This is a genomic window from Kribbella sp. NPDC055110 (genome assembly GCF_053607525.1).
The window spans coordinates 257,439-272,506 of sequence record NZ_JBSGTS010000002.1 but is presented as its reverse complement, the minus strand read 5'-3'; the positions used below and the strand labels follow the sequence as shown (position 1 = coordinate 272,506).

Genomic DNA, 15,068 nt, shown 5'->3' with positions numbered 1-15,068 from the left:
ATCCGCCCCAGGTTCGGGGTTAGGGCAGGGGGTGGAGGAAGCGGGTGGGGGTGATGGTGTAGTTGTGGGATTGGTAGAAGGTGTGGGCGGGTTGGCGGTGGGCCGAGGTGGTGACTTCTATGCGTAGGCAGCCGTGGCGGGTGGCGAAGGTTTTGGCGGTGGCTATGAGGTGGGAGCCGATGCCTTGGCGGCGGGCTGGGGAGGAGACGGCGAGGGCTACGATGCGGGCCCAGGTGCCGTCGCGTTCGAAGAAGGGGCAGGTGTGTACGGCGATGACGCCTAGCAGGCCCTGATCCGTGTCGGCGACGTAGACCGCTCCGGCGGGGTCGTCGGTCCACGTCTGGATGCGGGCCGCCGTCGCGGCCGGATCGGACTGCGGATAGCCCAGTTCGTCCAGCAACTCGTTGATGGCGACAGCATCCGTACGGCGGGCGAGACGGATGTCCATCAGGCGATCGGGAAGTCGAAGTACGTGTCCGGGTACGGCTCGTCCAGCAGCGTGTAGTGCCACCACTCGTGGTCGCACCGGCTGAAACCAGCGGACTCCATGATCGAGCACAGGTGCCCGCGATTGAGGGCTTCGAGCGAGGTGATGCCGGTTGCGCCGTGGTGCGAGATCGAGTCCATCAGGTCGTGGTTGCCGCCCATCGGAGCCAGTTCGCCGGTCGACAGGTCGTACAGCGTGAGGTCGACGGTGCTGCCCCGGCTGTGGCCGGACTTCGTTGCTACGTAGCCCTTTTCGAACATCTCGAGACGGCTGATGTTCGGATAATGCCGCGGTTTCGTACGCCGATCCTCAGGTTGACGCGCCCAGCGCAGGAAGTTGTCCACGGCCCGCTGTGGGCGATAGCCGTCCCACAGCAGGAGGCCGAAGCCGAGCGGTTCCGCCTTCTCGCGGGCCTGATCCAGCGCCGAGCACAGAGCTCTGGTGCCGACAATCCGATTCACCAGATAGCCGTCGACGGGTTTGCCGGTGAAGTTGTCCCACGTGGCGTACTTGGAATCCCACCGAATCCCCGACGCCACCTCGTCCACAAAGGCGAAGTCAGCGTTCACTGGAGCTTCCCGGTCAGGGTCACCGACACGAGCCGGTCGATCACTTCACTGAGCGGTACGCCGGCCGCCGCCATCATCCTGGGATAACGGCTGTACGACGTCATACCGGGCAAGGTGTTGACCTCGTTGAGGACCGCCCTCCCGTCCGTCGTGAGGAACATGTCGACGCGCGCCAGCCCGCCGCATCCCAACGCGCGGTACACGGCCTGCGCGGTCTCCTTGATGAGCGCGCGCGACTCCTCCGGGATATCGGCGGGAACGACGAAGGTCGCGTTTTCGGAACCGCTCTCGGGGGAGTCCTCCTGATGGATCTTGAAGAAGCCGTGGGACAGCGCGATGCGATCGAGCTCGCCAGTCATCAGCTCCAGTTCGTTCCCCAGGACTGCGCAGCCGACCTCACTGCCGATGACGGCCTCTTCGATCAGCACCTTCGAGTCGTACTGGCCCGCGGTTTCGAGCGCGTCCCTCAGCTCCGAACTGCTGGACACCTTGTTGACGCCGAAGGACGAGCCCGAACGGGCGGGCTTCACGAAGACGGGATACGGGAGCTCCTCGGGATCGAGGTCGGCCGTGGCGATCCAGAAGTTCGGTGTCGCGATGCCGGCGTTGCGGGCGACGGTGTACGTCAGGGACTTGTCGATGCACTGCACGGAACTCTGCACATCGCAGCCCACGTAGGGGATACCCGAGAGCTCCAGCAAGCCCTGGATCACACCGTCCTCGCCGCGCTTGCCGTGCAGCACCGGAAACACCAGATCCAGATTGATCGTCCGGTACTGCCCCTGCCTGATCCGCGAACCCATCCGATCGGACTCGAGAACCAGCAGACCCTGCACGCTGCTGTCCGGCGACAGCACGACCGGACGGCAGTTGCCGTTCTCCCAGTCCGGACCCGGGCCGTCGCAGAGTTTCCAGGCGCCGCGCTCGGTGATCCCGATGTAGAACGGCTCGTACTTCTCGAGGTCGAGGTTCTTCGCGATCTCCTGCGCGGACTTGACCGAGATGTGGTGCTCCTCGGAAATGCCCCCGAAGAGGACGCCGAGCTTCAACCTATCCATGGTGTTCCCTGCTTCCGAAGTTCAGGCAATTGAGGATGGAGTTCTCGACCGTGTCGCTCAGTGCGTGGTCGGTGTAGTAGGCCGTGTGCGGACTGATGAGCACGTTCGGCAGTTGCTGCAACCGCAGCAGCAGTTCGCTCTCGACGGGTTCGCCGCGGCGGTCGGCGTAGAAGATTCCTTCCTCGCCTTCGAGTACGTCGAGTGCGGCGCCACCCAACCGGCCGCTTTCGAGGGCGTCGGCCAGCGCCTCGGTGTCGAGGAGTGCTCCGCGTCCGGTGTTGACCACGAACGCGCCGGGCTTCAGCTGACCGATGCGCCGGCGATCCAGGAAATGATGGGTTTCCGCGGTAAGTGGCGTGTGCAGCGTCACGATGTCGCTCTGCAGCAGTAGCTCGGCGAGCGGAACACGTGTTCCGGGATGCTTGTCATAGGCAAGCACCCGGCAGCCGAAACCGCGCAGCCGGTCGACGACCGCGCTGCCGATGCGACCCGTTCCGACGACGCCGACGGTGAGGTCGCGCAGTTCTCGCCCGCGGGTGGCACTCAAGCGATAGTCGTGTACGGCGGCGCGCCGGAGGACGGACTTCATGTTCCGCACCGCCATCAGCATCAGCATGATCGTGTAGTCGGCCACGCTGTCGGGCGAGTACGCGACGTTCTCGACACAGATGCCGACGCGTTCGGCGTACCGGACGTCGATGTGGTTGTAGCCGACGCTTCTGGTGGAGATGTACGTGACGCCGATCCGGCTGAGGGCGAGCAGGGTGGCGTTCGTGACGCGTGTTTTGTGGCCGACGCTGATGCATCGGCTGCCGAGGGCCAGTTCAATAACATCCTCGGCGACTGCCGCTGACGTGATGATCGGAGCGATGCCGAAGCGTGGCGCGAGCTCCCGGAACAAGGCGGCCTCGTCCGGCTCGCATCCGAAGACGGTGATGCCCGTGACGGTGCCCCGTACCGCAGTCGCGGCCGGTTCGCTGTAGGTCATGCCTCCAAGTCAAGATGAGGCGGTGTTGCCGGCCCGTATGCGGTTTTCGATATGCCGACGAAATGTCGCGCTATCTTCGCTTGCCTCTCAGGTGTTCGCGCCGCCTCATGTAGAGGTCGAAGGCCCGGTACATCACCGGTCGCAACGGCAGATCCCACTCGCCGACGTACCGGACCGCCTGGCCGCCGGCACCGACCTTGAACTGGATCAGTCCGACGTGCGGGTCGTCGACGTCGAGGGTCGGGGTGATACCGCGGAGGTCGTACACGTCGCAGCCGGTCGCGAGCGCGTCGCGGATCATCGCCCACTGGCACGCGTTCGACCCGCGCACCTCTCGCTTCTCGGTGGCGGAGGCGCCGTACGAGTACCACGCAGACAAACCAACGCGGACCATGATCGTAGCGGCGACCAGATCCCCGTGATGGTGCGCCAAATACAGCCTGATCCGCTCGGGATCCTCCGCGCTCATCGCAGCGAACATCGTCTCGAAGTACTGCAGCGGCCGCGGCACGAAATGGTCGCGCCCGGCGGTATGCACATACAGGTCGTGAAACGCCTTCAAATCCGAGCCGACGCTGACCTCGACGCCGGCCCGGGCAGCCTTCTTGATGTTGCGCCGCCAGAGCTGATTCATGCCCGCGAGTACGTCGTCCTCGCTCCGCCCGGCCAGCGGAACCTCGTACTTGAACTGCGGCTGCCCCGCCCCGAACCCGTCCTCCGGACTCTGCGGCAGCCACCCGGCGTCGCGCAGCCAACCTGCGACCCGCGCCCCGACCGGATCGACGCTCGAGCCACGCACCCCCATGAGCCGCTCGATCTCTGGGTCCGCGATACCAGCCTTGACCTGCGCAGCGGTCCATACATGAGTGCGCAGCGGCGGAACCAGCCGGATCGCGAACGCACCCTGTGCCTTCAGGTACGCCGCCAACGGGTCGAGCCACCTGTCGAGATCGCCGGTCCAGTCGATGGACGGCCCTTCGGGCAGATAGGCCAGCGTATGGCGCTCGAGCCGCGGCACCGGCCGGTGCAGGACGAGCCCGGCGCCGACGAGCCGCCTGCCGTCGTACCAGCCGAGCGACTCACTACGCCACTCGGTCTTCACCCGTCCCCACGCCGGCGTCTGAAGAAAACTCACCGAACGCTGAGCCCGCACGAACGACAGGTGTTCGGCGGAGCTGATCGGCGCGACGGTCAGCGTCACCCCTGCATCCTCGGATCGTGCGTCGGGTCGGCGTACCTGGGCGGGCAGCCGCGCGTGACGGCCTCCGGGCGCAGCTCGTAGTGCCACGGCTCGTTGTCGTAGATCTGGCACAGCCCATACCTGGAACCATGCTTCGACAGCCACGCCGTCGCATCGGAGCGCCCGATGTCGATCGCCTGCCCCGATACGTGCGGCGACGTCGTCGGGGTAGCCACCCAGCGGGCCGCTTCCCGCTCGGAGCCGTACTTCGAGACCGCCTCCTGCAGCAGGTGTTGCTGGTACGCCGGCGTACGCCAGCCACTGTTGACGAAGAACTTGACCCCGTCGTCCGCGGCATCCGTCGCAGCCTTGCGCAGGGCAACGAGCAGAGCCGGATCGAGGTTGGCGACCGCGGGGATGTCGTCGAAGACCGTGACACCGTCGGGTACGGCGCCGTCCGTCTCGCCGAGCGTGGATCCGGCCGGGAACGACGGGAACGCGAGCGACTGGTGGATGAACACGCCGATGATCGCCACGTTGGCGACGACGAGTGCCGCCCGGAACTTGGTACGGCGGCCTGTTGACGGTGCACTGACGGACATGTGTCCAGTCAAAACAGGAGGGTGTTGTCAGCGCGTATCCGGTTTTGGATATGCGGGCGATATGTGACGCCTCGTACCATCGAGGCTGTGCGGGTACTGATCGTCGAGGACGAACCTGAGATGGCGGACGCCATCCGCGCCGGCCTGCGCCTCGAAGCGATCGCCGCCGACGTGGCCGGTGACGGGGACGCCGCACTGGAGCTGCTGAGCATCAACACCTACGACATCGCCGTTCTCGACCGCGACATCCCCGGCCCGTCCGGTGACGAGATCGCCAAGCGGATCGTTGCCTCCGGCAGCGGTATGCCGATCCTGATGCTGACCGCGGCGGACCGGATGGACGACAAGGCGTCGGGGTTCGAGCTCGGCGCCGACGACTACCTGACGAAGCCGTTCGAACTTCAGGAGCTGGTGCTCCGGCTCCGGGCGCTCGACCGCCGGCGCGCCCACAACAGGCCGCCGGTGTGGGAGATCGCGGGACTGCGGCTGGACCCGTTCCGCCGCGAGGTCTACCGCGACGGCCGGTACGTCGCTCTCACCCGGAAGCAATTCGCCGTACTCGAGGTCCTGGTCGCTGCCGAAGGCGGTGTGGTCAGCGCCGAGGATCTCCTCGCGCGAGCCTGGGACGAGAACGCCGACCCGTTCACCAACGCCGTACGGATCACTGTGTCGGCCCTGCGCAAACGCCTCGGTGAGCCTTGGCTGATCGCCACCGTGGCCGGCGCCGGCTACCGCATCGACACGGGAGCTGAAGGTCGTGGATAGGGAGCCGGGGCTGAGCGTTCGGCTCAAGCTGACGCTCAGTTATGCGGGCTTCATCATGGTGGCGGGCGCGTTGTTGCTCGCGGTCGTGTGGGTGTTCCTGCTGCGCTACGTGCCGGACGTGACCATGGGCCCGATGCGCACCCCCGATCGCTCCGACCTGATGCGTGCCTTCATCCCGAAGGTGACGATGATGCTGGCGTTCCTGCTGGTCTTCGGCCTTGTCGGGGGATGGATTCTGGCCGGCAGTATGCTCGCGCCGCTGACTCGCATCACCAACGCGACCCGCCTGGCCGCGAACGGCTCGCTGTCGCACCGTATTCACCTGGAGGGCCGCACCGACGAGTTCCGCGAGCTCGCCGACGCCTTCGACGTCATGCTCGCCCGGATCGAGGCGCACGACGCCGAACAGCAGCGGTTCGCGGCGAACGCCTCGCACGAACTGCGTACCCCGCTGGCGATCACGCAGACGCTGCTCGACGTGGCCCGCAAGGACCTGAACCGCGACACCGGCGAACTCGTCGAGCGCCTGCACCTGGTCAACACCCGGGCGATCGACCTCACCGAGGCGCTGCTCCTGCTCAGCCGCGCCAACCAGCGGACCTTCATCCGGGAACCCGTCGACCTGTCCCTGCTGGCGGAAGAGGCCAGCGAAACGCTGCTCCCACTCGCGGAGAAGCGCGGCCTCACCATCGAGACCTCTGGCGAGGTGGCCCCGACCATGGGGTCGAGCTCGCTCCTGCTGCAGCTGACGACGAACCTCGTGCACAACGCGATCGTCCACAACCTGCCGGACCAGGGCAGCATCTGGGTCACGACCGCAGTCGGTCCCCGGACCGTGCGGCTCACCGTCGAGAACACCGGCCAGAAACTCACCCCACACCTGGTGTCCACGCTGGTCGAGCCGTTTCAGCGCGGTGCCGAACGGGCCCGCTCCGACCACGCGGGCGTCGGGCTCGGCCTGGCCATCGTCAACAGCATCACGCAGGCCCACAACGGAACCCTCACCCTCACGCCCCGCGACGGCGGCGGGCTGCGCGTCACCGTCGAACTGCCCCTGCGGAAGGCCGAGACGAGCCGCATACGACGAACCCGAGGCGCCGCGGGGCCGGACAGCTGATCAGCCGGCCTTGGTCGTGAAGGTCAGGTGCGTGATGCCGCTCGGGCTCGAGACGGCCTCGATGTCGTACTTGTCCTCGAGCGCCTCCAGGCCGTCCCACAGCCGGACGCCGCGGCCCAGCAGGATCGGGACCTGGGCGATGTGCGCGTAGTCGATCAGACCTTCGGCGAAGAACTCGCGTACGACGGTAGGCCCGCCGCCGACCCGGATGTCGCCGCCGTTCGCCGCGGCACGGGCCTGCTCGACGACCTCGCTCGGAGTGGTGTCGACGAAGTGGAACGTCGTACCGCCCTCCATCTCGATCGACGCGCGCGGGCGGTGGGTGAGTACGAACACCGGCGTGTGGAACGGCGGGTTCGGGCCCCACCAGCCCTTCCACTCCGGGTCGTCCTGCCATCCGGGCGGGCCGAACTTCCCGGCGCCCATGATCTCGGCACCGATCCCCGGGTCGTGCCGCTCGGCGAACGTGTTGTCGGTGCCGAGGGTGCCACCCGGCTTGCCGTCCCCAGCGTGGAAGAACCGGGTGCCGACGAACCACTCGTGCAGCCGCTCGCCGGCGTGCCCGAACGGCGCCTCGAGGGACTGCCCCTCCCCGGTGGCGAAGCCGTCGAGCGAGATCGCGAGGTTGTGAACACGGACTGCGGACATCGCAATGCTCCTTCGTTCCGGCGCCGCCTCCCGGCGCCCTCACCTGAAGGTCGGAACCACCGGACCGCCCTTGACATCAGGCCGCCGCTGTCTTGACCCGGCAGCGGCGTGCCAGGCGGATGACGGAGGTGGGCGGCGTGAGCTGACGCGGACGGCCAGGCCATCACAATTGGTGGACGCCGGCGACGGGTGCGCTGGGGGCGGGTCGTGGCGGTCAATTGTGATGGCCTGGGGATCCCGAGGTCACGCGCGGCGGAGGGTGATGTTGCCGCCGTCGGTGCGGGCGCGGACGGCGACGGTGCGGGCGGCGTTCTCGTCGGACTCCAGGTCGTTGAACACCCGGCCGATCGAGGTGTGCGCGTCGAGGGCGGCCGCGGTGCCCGCGGGGACGCCGACCGCGACCTCGCCGGTGGCGGTGTAGAGGTCGAGGGTGCCGGTGCCGAGGGCGCCGACGCGGATGTCGCCGTTCGCGGTCCGCGCGTTGACCTCGGCGCCGGCCGCCTCGACGGTGATGTGGCCGGTGGCCGACTTGGCGCGCAGGGTGCCGGCCACCTTGGCGACCCGGATGTCGCCGTTGGCGGTCTTCAGCTCGCACGAGCCGACTTCGCCCTCGACGACGTACTCGCCCTTGGCGGTGTACCCCTGGAGGTCGGAGCCGGTCGGCAGCTCGATCAGTACCTCGACCGCGCCGTACCGTTTGCTGAAGATGGACCGCAGCTTCGGGTGCTTGACCTGCAGTTTTCCGTCGGTGAACTCGATGACGACCTGCTCGGCGGCCTTCACATCCAGGTCCCAGGCCGGGTCGACCGGTCGGACCTCGACGACGGTGTTTGTACGGTCGGTCGCCCGGACGGTGATGTCGCCGAAGATGATGTCGACGGCGGCGGAGATGGGTGCGGGGGTGCTGAAGGTGGACATCTGATCGCTCCTCGGTGTGTCGGTGACGACCACACTGGCCGAGCGTGCTGACAAGGCACTGTGCCGGCCGCTGACACCGTGTAGGCGGCGTGTCAGGTCGGTGTCAGGACGCCCGCCGAAGGTTTTCCCATGACAACTTCGGCGATCGCGGTCACAGGACTGCGCAAGACATTCGGCGACAAGATCGTGCTCGACGGGATCGACCTCGACGTCCCCGCGGGCACCGTCTTCTCCCTGCTCGGCCCGAACGGGGCCGGTAAGACGACCACGGTAAACGTGCTGACCACGTTGACGAAGGCCGACGGCGGTACGGTCCGGGTGGCCGGGCACGACGTCGCGACCGAGGCCAAGGCGGTCCGGTCCGCGATCGGGGTCACCGGCCAGTTCGCGGCCGTGGACGAGCTGCTGACCGGCCGCGAGAACCTCCAGCTGATGGTCGACCTGAGCCCGGGCGCGGGTCACGAGATCGTCGGCGGGCTGCTGGAGCGCTTCGACCTGGCGGAGGCGGCGGACAAGGCCGCGGCGACGTACTCCGGCGGCATGCGGCGCAAGCTCGACCTGGCGATGACCCTGGTCGGCAACCCGCAGATCATCTTCCTCGACGAGCCGACGACGGGCCTCGACCCGCGCAGCCGGCGCACCATGTGGACGATCATCCGCGAACTGCTCGCCGACGGCGTGACCATCTTCCTCACCACGCAGTACCTCGACGAGGCCGACCAGCTCGCTGACCAGATCGCCGTACTCGACAAGGGCCGTTTGGTTGCCCAGGGCACCCCGGAGGAGCTGAAGCGGCAGATCCCCGGTACCCACGTCCGGTTCCGGTTCGGCTCGCTCGAGGACCTCGACACGGCCGCCCGGATCCTGCCCGACTCGACCCGGGACGACGACGCGCTGGCCCTGCGGGTCCCCAGCGACGGCGGCACCCAGTCGGTCCGCACGCTGCTCGACCGGCTCGACGAGTACTCGCTCGACGCCGACGAGTTCTCCGTCAACACCCCTGACCTCGATGACGTATTCCTCGCCCTGACCGGCCACGACACCGCGGAGGTAGTCGCGAAATGAAGAACCCCTCGATCGTGATGCTGCGCCGTAACCTCAAGCACATCGCGCGGAACCCGACGTCGGTCTTCAACGCCGTCCTGATGCCGGTCGTGGTGATGCTGATGTTCGTCTACATGCTCGGCGACGCGTTCAGCGTCGGCGTCCCGTACGTCGACTACGCGACCCCCGGCATGCTCCTGCTGGCGGTCTGCTACGGGCTCGGCGCCGTGGCGACGGCCGTGAACTCCGACATGACCAAGGGCATCATCAACCGCTTCAAGGTGATGGACGTGCCGCGCGGCGCGGTCCTGACCGGGCACGTGATCGCCAGCGTGATGACCAATCTGATCGCGATCGCCGCGATCATCGGGGTCGCGTTCGCGCTCGGCTTCGACCCGTCGGCGAGCTTCGCGCAGTGGCTCGGCGTGATCGGTCTCGTCGTACTGCTCGGGATCGCGACCGGCTGGCTGACCGTTGCCCTCGGCCTGTTCGCGAAGACCCCGGAGACCGCGGGCCTGGCCTCGGTGCCGCTGGTGATGCTGCCGTTCTTCAGCAGCGCGATCGTGCCGGCCGACAAGATGGGTCCCGGTGTGAAGCAGTTCGCGCAGTACCAGCCGTTCACGCCGATCATCGAATCGCTGCGCGGTCTGCTGAACGGTTCGCCGCAGACCGGCGACCTGATCGCCGCGTTCGCCTGGTGCCTCGGGATCGCCGTGGTCGGGTACGTCTGGGCGACCTCGACGTTCAAGAAGCGAGCGTGACCTCGACGAGCTCTCGCCAGCTCGCCTGCCGGCCCTCTTCCGTCGCCTCGGTGAACTTCGCGTCACCGAGGCGGCGGCGCGTTTCCCGCTCCACCTTGGCGACATCGGGGTTGGACCGGTCGGGCAGTCCGCGTACGACGGCACTCGCGGCGAGCAGCCGCGCGGCCTGCTCGTCCTGATCGGTGCGCAACGCCAGATCCGCGACGCCGACGAGCATCTGGGCGATCGCGGGGATGTGCCCGCTCTCGATCGCCGCCTGGAACGCCGCGCTGCGGTGCTGCCAGGCCTGGTCGAGATCCGTGGCCAGGTAGCCGAGTACGTCCTGGATCAGCGCGCGCAGGTTCGCCCGCTCCGCCTCGTGGCCCAGCATGGTCGTCGCGAGGTCGAGTTGCCGGCGCGCCTCCTCGAGGTCGCCGCTCCAGCGCGCGAGCTCCGCCTTGCACAACGCCAGCTCGACCAGAGCCTCGGGCCACGCGACGCGATCTGCCTGGTGCACGGCCTCCGCCATCGCGGTCGCGCTCGCCTCGTGGTCGTCCGCGAGCCAGTACAGCTGGGCCTGCCGCGACCGCATCCGTACGACGTCCTCGGTGGCCCCGACCTCCGCGGCGACCGCGATCGCCTGCTCGTAGTACTCGCACGCGTCGGCGAACTCCCCGCGTACGGCGACCCGGTCCGCCAGTTCGGTCAGCGCGAACGACATCCCCCAGCGCTCGCCGATCGCCCGGAACTCGCCGAGCGCGGTCTCGAGCGCCACGTCCGCATCCAGGTCGCCGTCGCCGAGCATGATCCGCATCTTGCCGGTCTGCAAACGCGCAAGCGCCCGTACCCAAGGGTCTTCGTCGGTCAGCAGTGGTTCGAAGGCGGACACGAACGCGGACGGCCCTTCCAGCAGGCGCTCGAGTGCTTCCGACATCGTCACCGCCGGATGCGGACTCTTGATCCGCCGGCTGACATCCGCGGCCTTGCGGATCCACTCCTCGGCGTTGCTCTCGTCGCGCCCGCGCCCCGACGTCATGAATCCGGTGACGAACGCGTACACGACCGCGCGGATCTCGTCGGAGACCTCGCCCGGGACCGCGGGCGTCGCGATCAGGAACTCGCTGCCCTCGACCTTGTGCCCGGCGAACCACCAGTACCACCCGGCGGCCGCGGCGAGCCGCATCGAGCCCTCCGCATCACCGGCCGCCAGCGCCGCCCGCATCGCGGCGCCGATGTTGTCGTGCTCGCCTTCGACGATGGCCAGCCATTCGAGCTGCTCGGTGCGGCGCAGGTGCGGGTCCGCGGTCTCGGCCAGCTCGGTGAAGTAGGCGAGATGGGTACGGCGGGTCAGGTCGGTCTCGCCCACTTCGTCGAGACGTTGCTGGGCGTACTCCTTGATCGTCCCGAGCAGCCGGTACCGCGGTGCGCCCTCGTCCTTCGTGACCACCAGCGACTTCTCGGTCAACGCAGTCAGCAGGTCGAGCACCTCCCACGACTCGACCTCACCACCCGCACAGACCTGTTCGGCCGCCTCGAGGCTCGCACCGCCGGCGAACACCGAGAGCCTGCGCAGGACGGACCGCTCGGCGTCGGACAGCAGCTCCCAACTCCAGTCGACCACTGCGCGCAGCGTGCGGTGGCGGGGGAGCGCCGTACGACTGCCGCCGGTCAACAGGCGGAACCGGTCGTCGAGGCGGTTCGCGAGCTGATCTAGCGACATCGTGCGCAACCGCGCCGCGGCCAGCTCGATCGCCAGCGGCATACCGTCGAGCGCACGGCAGATGCGGGCCATCGTCTCCGGATCCAAGGCGAGATCCGCGCGGACGGCTCGCGCGCGGTCCTGTAGCAGGCGGACGGCCGGTGACGAGTCGATCTCGCCGTTGTCTGTGGGGAGCGCTAGCGGTGCGACCGGCCAGAGCGCCTCGCCCGTGATGCCGAGCGGTTCCCGGCTGGTCGCGAGGATCCGCAGCCGTGGGCATTCGCCGAGGACCCGGTGCGCGAACGTCGCCGCGGACTCGATCACGTGCTCGCAGTTGTCCAGGATCAGCAGCGTCGACCGCTCGCGGACCGCGGCGATCACCCGGTCCGTCGGGTCCGCATCCGGTACGTCGCCGAGCAACGCGTCCCGCAGCGCGAGCGCGCCGAGCGTCGCCTGCGCCACGTCGCCGTCGGCAACGATCGCCGCGAGCTCGACCATCCAGACGCCGTCCGGCAGGTCTTTCAGAACGGTGCGCGCGGTCTCGGTGGCGAGCCTGGTCTTGCCCGATCCGCCCGGTCCGATCAGCGTGGTCAGGCGGTGTCCGGCGATCATTTCGCGGACGGTGGCGATGTCCGCGTCCTTGCCGACGTACGTCGTGAGTTCTTCGCGGAGGTTCGTGTTCCGCTTCTCGTCCCGGCGTACCAGCTCGCCGCGGAGGAGGGCGACGTGCAGGGCGGACAACTCCGGCGAGGGGTCGACGCCGAGCTCGTCGGCGAGGGTTTCGCGGGTGCGCTCGTACACGCGGAGCGCCTCGGTGTCGCGACCGGAGGCGACCAGGGCGCGCATCAGGGCGGCGACGAGGCGTTCGCGGACCGGATGGGCGGCGACCAGGTCGGTCAACTCGGTGACGAGATCCGCGCCGTGACCGAGGGTGATCTCGGCGTCGTACCGGTCCTCCATCGCAGCCAGGCGGAGCCCGTCGAGCCGGGTCACGGCCGCGTCGAACGCGCCGCTCTCGGTCAGCCCGACGTCCTGCATCGCCGCTCCCCGCCACAGCGCGAGCGCCTCACGCAGCAGCCGGACGCCTTGCGGGTCCTGGTCGGTACGGGCGCGGGTGAGGAGACGCTCGAACCGTACGGCGTCCACGGCGTCGGGATCGATCTGCAGCCGGTAACCGTCCGTGTGGCCCTCGACCGAACCGTCCGGGAGCACCTTCCGCAGCCGCGACACCAACCGCTGCAGGGCGTTCGCGGCGTCCGCCGGCGGCTGCTCACCCCAGATCCAGTCCACCAACGTGGCCTTCGGGACCACCCGCCCGGCGTCGAGCGCAAGCACAATCAACAGCCCACGCAACCGCGCCCCTGGTACGTCGACGATCCTCCCGTCGCCCGAACGCACCTCGAACGGCCCCAACATCCCAATCTGCACCCCGCAGATCTTGCCACGGCCCCAGCCCTCACCCAGCGACTTCCCCCACGCACGCAATCACCAAGTCCGGACGGTCGATGTGCACGTAGTGCCCCGAGTCCACCACCACCTCATGCCGTCCGTTCCACTGGCTGGTCGCCTGCCGCTGCACCGCAATCACCCGGGGAGTGAGCTCAGGCGGCCGGCCTTTGGTGGCAGTGAGGAGTACGACGGGGATCTCCGGCCAGACCGCCTGCGTACGGCGGGCCGTCAGGTCGTCGACGTGGTCGAGGATCATCGGAAACTCGCCGAAGTAGGTGAAGAGCTGCTCGTCGGTCTCCAGATAGGAGAGGCAGGCGTCGACCAGCAGGTGCGGGTCGGCGTCGACGCTGCGGGCGACGTCCTGGGCCAGGTCGCGGCCGAAATCGAGGACGTCCTGGTAGCGCGGGTCGTCCGTTGTTGGCCTGGTCCGGTCCGGGTGTTCGGCCGGCTCGGTGTCGGTCCAGAAGAGCTCGTGTGACGGGTCGAGAAGCACCAGGCCCGTGACCAGATCGGGCCGCGCCCAGGTGGCGAGCTGCGCGAGCAGCCCTCCCCAGCTGTGGCCGACGATCACGGACGGTCCGGCTTCTTCGAGTACGGCGATCAGGTCGTCGAGCTGACCGTCCAGACTCAGCGGAGCGGGATCGCTGGCGCCGTAGCCGGCCCGGTCGTACGCGATCACGCGATGCTCCGCGACGAGCCCTTTGAACACCGCCGCGAAGCCGGCCACCGGCGACATCGCCCCCGCCTCGAGCACTACCGACGTACCGCTCCCACCCTCGACCCACCGCACCACCCGACCGCCCCGATCGAGCCCGCGCCGGGCAACACCCCCGCCGGCGAGCGCATCGAACGCGACAAGTACACGATCAGGCGGGCCGTTGAGCATCTGCGGAGGCTAGCTGATGGCCTGCTTGATCAGGGCGATGAGCTGCTTCTCGACGGCCGGCGTCAGCTTCGTGACGGCGTACGACGTCGGCCACATGTCGCCGTCGTCGAGGTTGGCGGAGTCCTGGAACCCGACGGTGGAGTAGCGGTACTTGAACTTGGCGGCGTCCTGGAAGAAGCAGACGATCTTGCCGTTCCTCGCCCAGCCGGGCATCCCGTACCAGAGCTTCGGCGTCAGTTCCGGCGCGATCTGCGGGATCAGCTCGTTCAGCCGCTCGGCGATCTCGCGGTCGGCGTCCGCCATCGTCGCGATCTTCGCCGCCTGCGCCGCCGCCGGGTCCTCCTTGCTCTTCAGCTCCTTCGCGTGCTCCTTCATCGCGCCCCGCTCGGCCTCGCTGAACCCGTCGTACGACTTCTTCGTGGTGGCCATCGGACTCTCCCTTGTTTTGGTTGCCGTCTCCAACACCCCAAACACTAGAAGCCCGCACCCACCCCCCGCTTCTCGAAAACTGATCGATCCACCCGAGTGACGACGGTCACGTTCCGTGCTGTCACGAATCGGGGGCGCCATCCGGTCAGGTGGGCGATCGCATCCGGCGGGGTGAGGCGTCGCCGGCTCTCGCCTGCCGGTGCGGGCGTGCCGCAGGGTCGTCCCCGGCCGTGGAGCCGGGGAGAACCTGGCGGGATTTACCGCCGTGGGCATGCAAATCCCTCCGCGGTCTCGGACGGGACCCGGGATCTGAGAAGCCGGGGAGTTCTACGGCCCACCTCTGGTGGGTAGCGCTCCCCAGTCCCGGAAGGCATAGCCCGCCAAGAGCGCCTGCGGGTCCGGTGCGTCGATCACCGTCCCGAACCAGTGCCCCTTCGCGGATCGTCCTCTGAGCATCGTCGTACCTCCTCCTGCGGGCCAGGACGCTAG

At 68.3% G+C, this 15,068-nt stretch carries 16 protein-coding genes; 4 read left to right on the top strand and 12 right to left on the bottom strand.

Annotation, left to right across the window (positions count from 1 at the left end):
* Positions 1-19: 19 nt before the first annotated feature.
* The 6 genes from ACWF0M_RS04225 to ACWF0M_RS04200 all read right to left on the bottom strand — a co-directional run bounded on the left by ACWF0M_RS04225 (position 20) and on the right by ACWF0M_RS04200 (position 4,884).
* On the bottom strand, positions 20-448 hold the full coding sequence (locus ACWF0M_RS04225; protein WP_452234154.1) for a GNAT family N-acetyltransferase: 429 nt from the start codon (positions 446-448) through the stop codon (positions 20-22).
* Positions 448-1,056 (bottom strand): D-Ala-D-Ala dipeptidase VanX, encoded by a 609-nt coding sequence (vanX, locus tag ACWF0M_RS04220; protein ID WP_452234153.1) that lies wholly within the window; start codon positions 1,054-1,056, stop codon positions 448-450. Before vanX ends, ACWF0M_RS04225 begins: the two co-directional genes overlap by 1 nt.
* Positions 1,053-2,114, bottom strand: coding sequence for a D-alanine--(R)-lactate ligase (gene vanA / locus ACWF0M_RS04215; protein WP_452234152.1), 1,062 nt, complete (start codon positions 2,112-2,114; stop codon positions 1,053-1,055). The genes vanX and vanA overlap by 4 nt, the downstream gene beginning before the upstream one ends.
* Positions 2,107-3,102, bottom strand: coding sequence for a D-isomer specific 2-hydroxyacid dehydrogenase family protein (locus ACWF0M_RS04210; protein WP_452234151.1), 996 nt, complete (start codon positions 3,100-3,102; stop codon positions 2,107-2,109). Before ACWF0M_RS04210 ends, vanA begins: the two co-directional genes overlap by 8 nt.
* Before the next feature lie 70 nt (positions 3,103-3,172).
* Entirely contained in the window at positions 3,173-4,303 is a 1,131-nt protein-coding gene (locus tag ACWF0M_RS04205; protein WP_452234150.1) for a lipid II:glycine glycyltransferase FemX, read from the bottom strand.
* Complete coding sequence (locus tag ACWF0M_RS04200; protein ID WP_452234149.1) at positions 4,300-4,884, bottom strand: M15 family metallopeptidase; 585 nt, start codon at positions 4,882-4,884, stop codon at positions 4,300-4,302. The genes ACWF0M_RS04205 and ACWF0M_RS04200 overlap by 4 nt, the downstream gene beginning before the upstream one ends.
* An 87-nt stretch (positions 4,885-4,971) precedes the next feature.
* Between ACWF0M_RS04200 and ACWF0M_RS04195 the strand changes: the two genes are divergently transcribed.
* Both ACWF0M_RS04195 and ACWF0M_RS04190 read left to right on the top strand, forming a co-directional pair.
* Positions 4,972-5,649 (top strand): response regulator transcription factor, encoded by a 678-nt coding sequence (locus tag ACWF0M_RS04195; protein ID WP_452234148.1) that lies wholly within the window; start codon positions 4,972-4,974, stop codon positions 5,647-5,649.
* Positions 5,642-6,766, top strand: a complete 1,125-nt coding sequence (locus tag ACWF0M_RS04190; protein WP_452234147.1) for a sensor histidine kinase — start codon at positions 5,642-5,644, stop codon at positions 6,764-6,766. Before ACWF0M_RS04195 ends, ACWF0M_RS04190 begins: the two co-directional genes overlap by 8 nt.
* Here ACWF0M_RS04190 and ACWF0M_RS04185 read toward each other — a convergent pair whose 3' ends face one another.
* Together ACWF0M_RS04185 and ACWF0M_RS04180 are read right to left on the bottom strand one after the other, a co-directional pair.
* Positions 6,767-7,414: a dihydrofolate reductase family protein gene (locus ACWF0M_RS04185; RefSeq protein ID WP_452234146.1), complete on the bottom strand. Its 648-nt coding sequence runs from the start codon at positions 7,412-7,414 to the stop codon at positions 6,767-6,769.
* A gap of 243 nt (positions 7,415-7,657) precedes the next feature.
* Positions 7,658-8,332: a DUF4097 family beta strand repeat-containing protein gene (locus ACWF0M_RS04180; RefSeq protein WP_452234145.1), complete on the bottom strand. Its 675-nt coding sequence runs from the start codon at positions 8,330-8,332 to the stop codon at positions 7,658-7,660.
* A 129-nt stretch (positions 8,333-8,461) separates the two neighbouring features.
* Here ACWF0M_RS04180 and ACWF0M_RS04175 point away from each other — a divergent pair, with 129 nt between their 5' ends.
* Positions 8,462-9,397 (top strand): ATP-binding cassette domain-containing protein, encoded by a 936-nt coding sequence (locus tag ACWF0M_RS04175; protein WP_452234144.1) that lies wholly within the window; start codon positions 8,462-8,464, stop codon positions 9,395-9,397.
* Positions 9,394-10,137 carry an ABC transporter permease gene (locus ACWF0M_RS04170; RefSeq protein WP_452234143.1) on the top strand — a complete coding sequence of 248 codons (744 nt, stop codon included), beginning with the start codon at positions 9,394-9,396 and terminating at the stop codon, positions 10,135-10,137. The genes ACWF0M_RS04175 and ACWF0M_RS04170 overlap by 4 nt, the downstream gene beginning before the upstream one ends.
* On the opposite strand, the gene ACWF0M_RS04165 is transcribed toward ACWF0M_RS04170, so the two are convergent.
* From ACWF0M_RS04165 to ACWF0M_RS04150, 4 genes are all read right to left on the bottom strand, one after another.
* Positions 10,121-13,243, bottom strand: coding sequence for a BTAD domain-containing putative transcriptional regulator (locus ACWF0M_RS04165; RefSeq protein WP_452234142.1), 3,123 nt, complete (start codon positions 13,241-13,243; stop codon positions 10,121-10,123). The two genes, ACWF0M_RS04170 and ACWF0M_RS04165, sit on opposite strands and share 17 nt — an antisense overlap.
* A gap of 28 nt (positions 13,244-13,271) precedes the next feature.
* Positions 13,272-14,150, bottom strand: coding sequence for an alpha/beta hydrolase (locus ACWF0M_RS04160; protein ID WP_452234141.1), 879 nt, complete (start codon positions 14,148-14,150; stop codon positions 13,272-13,274).
* Positions 14,151-14,159: 9 nt separating this feature from the next.
* Positions 14,160-14,579 carry an iron chaperone gene (locus ACWF0M_RS04155; protein WP_452234140.1) on the bottom strand — a complete coding sequence of 140 codons (420 nt, stop codon included), beginning with the start codon at positions 14,577-14,579 and terminating at the stop codon, positions 14,160-14,162.
* Between the two features lie 327 nt (positions 14,580-14,906).
* A complete protein-coding gene (locus tag ACWF0M_RS04150) occupies positions 14,907-15,035 on the bottom strand; it encodes a hypothetical protein (protein ID WP_452234139.1) in 129 nt (42 codons plus the stop codon).
* Positions 15,036-15,068 lie beyond the last annotated feature (33 nt).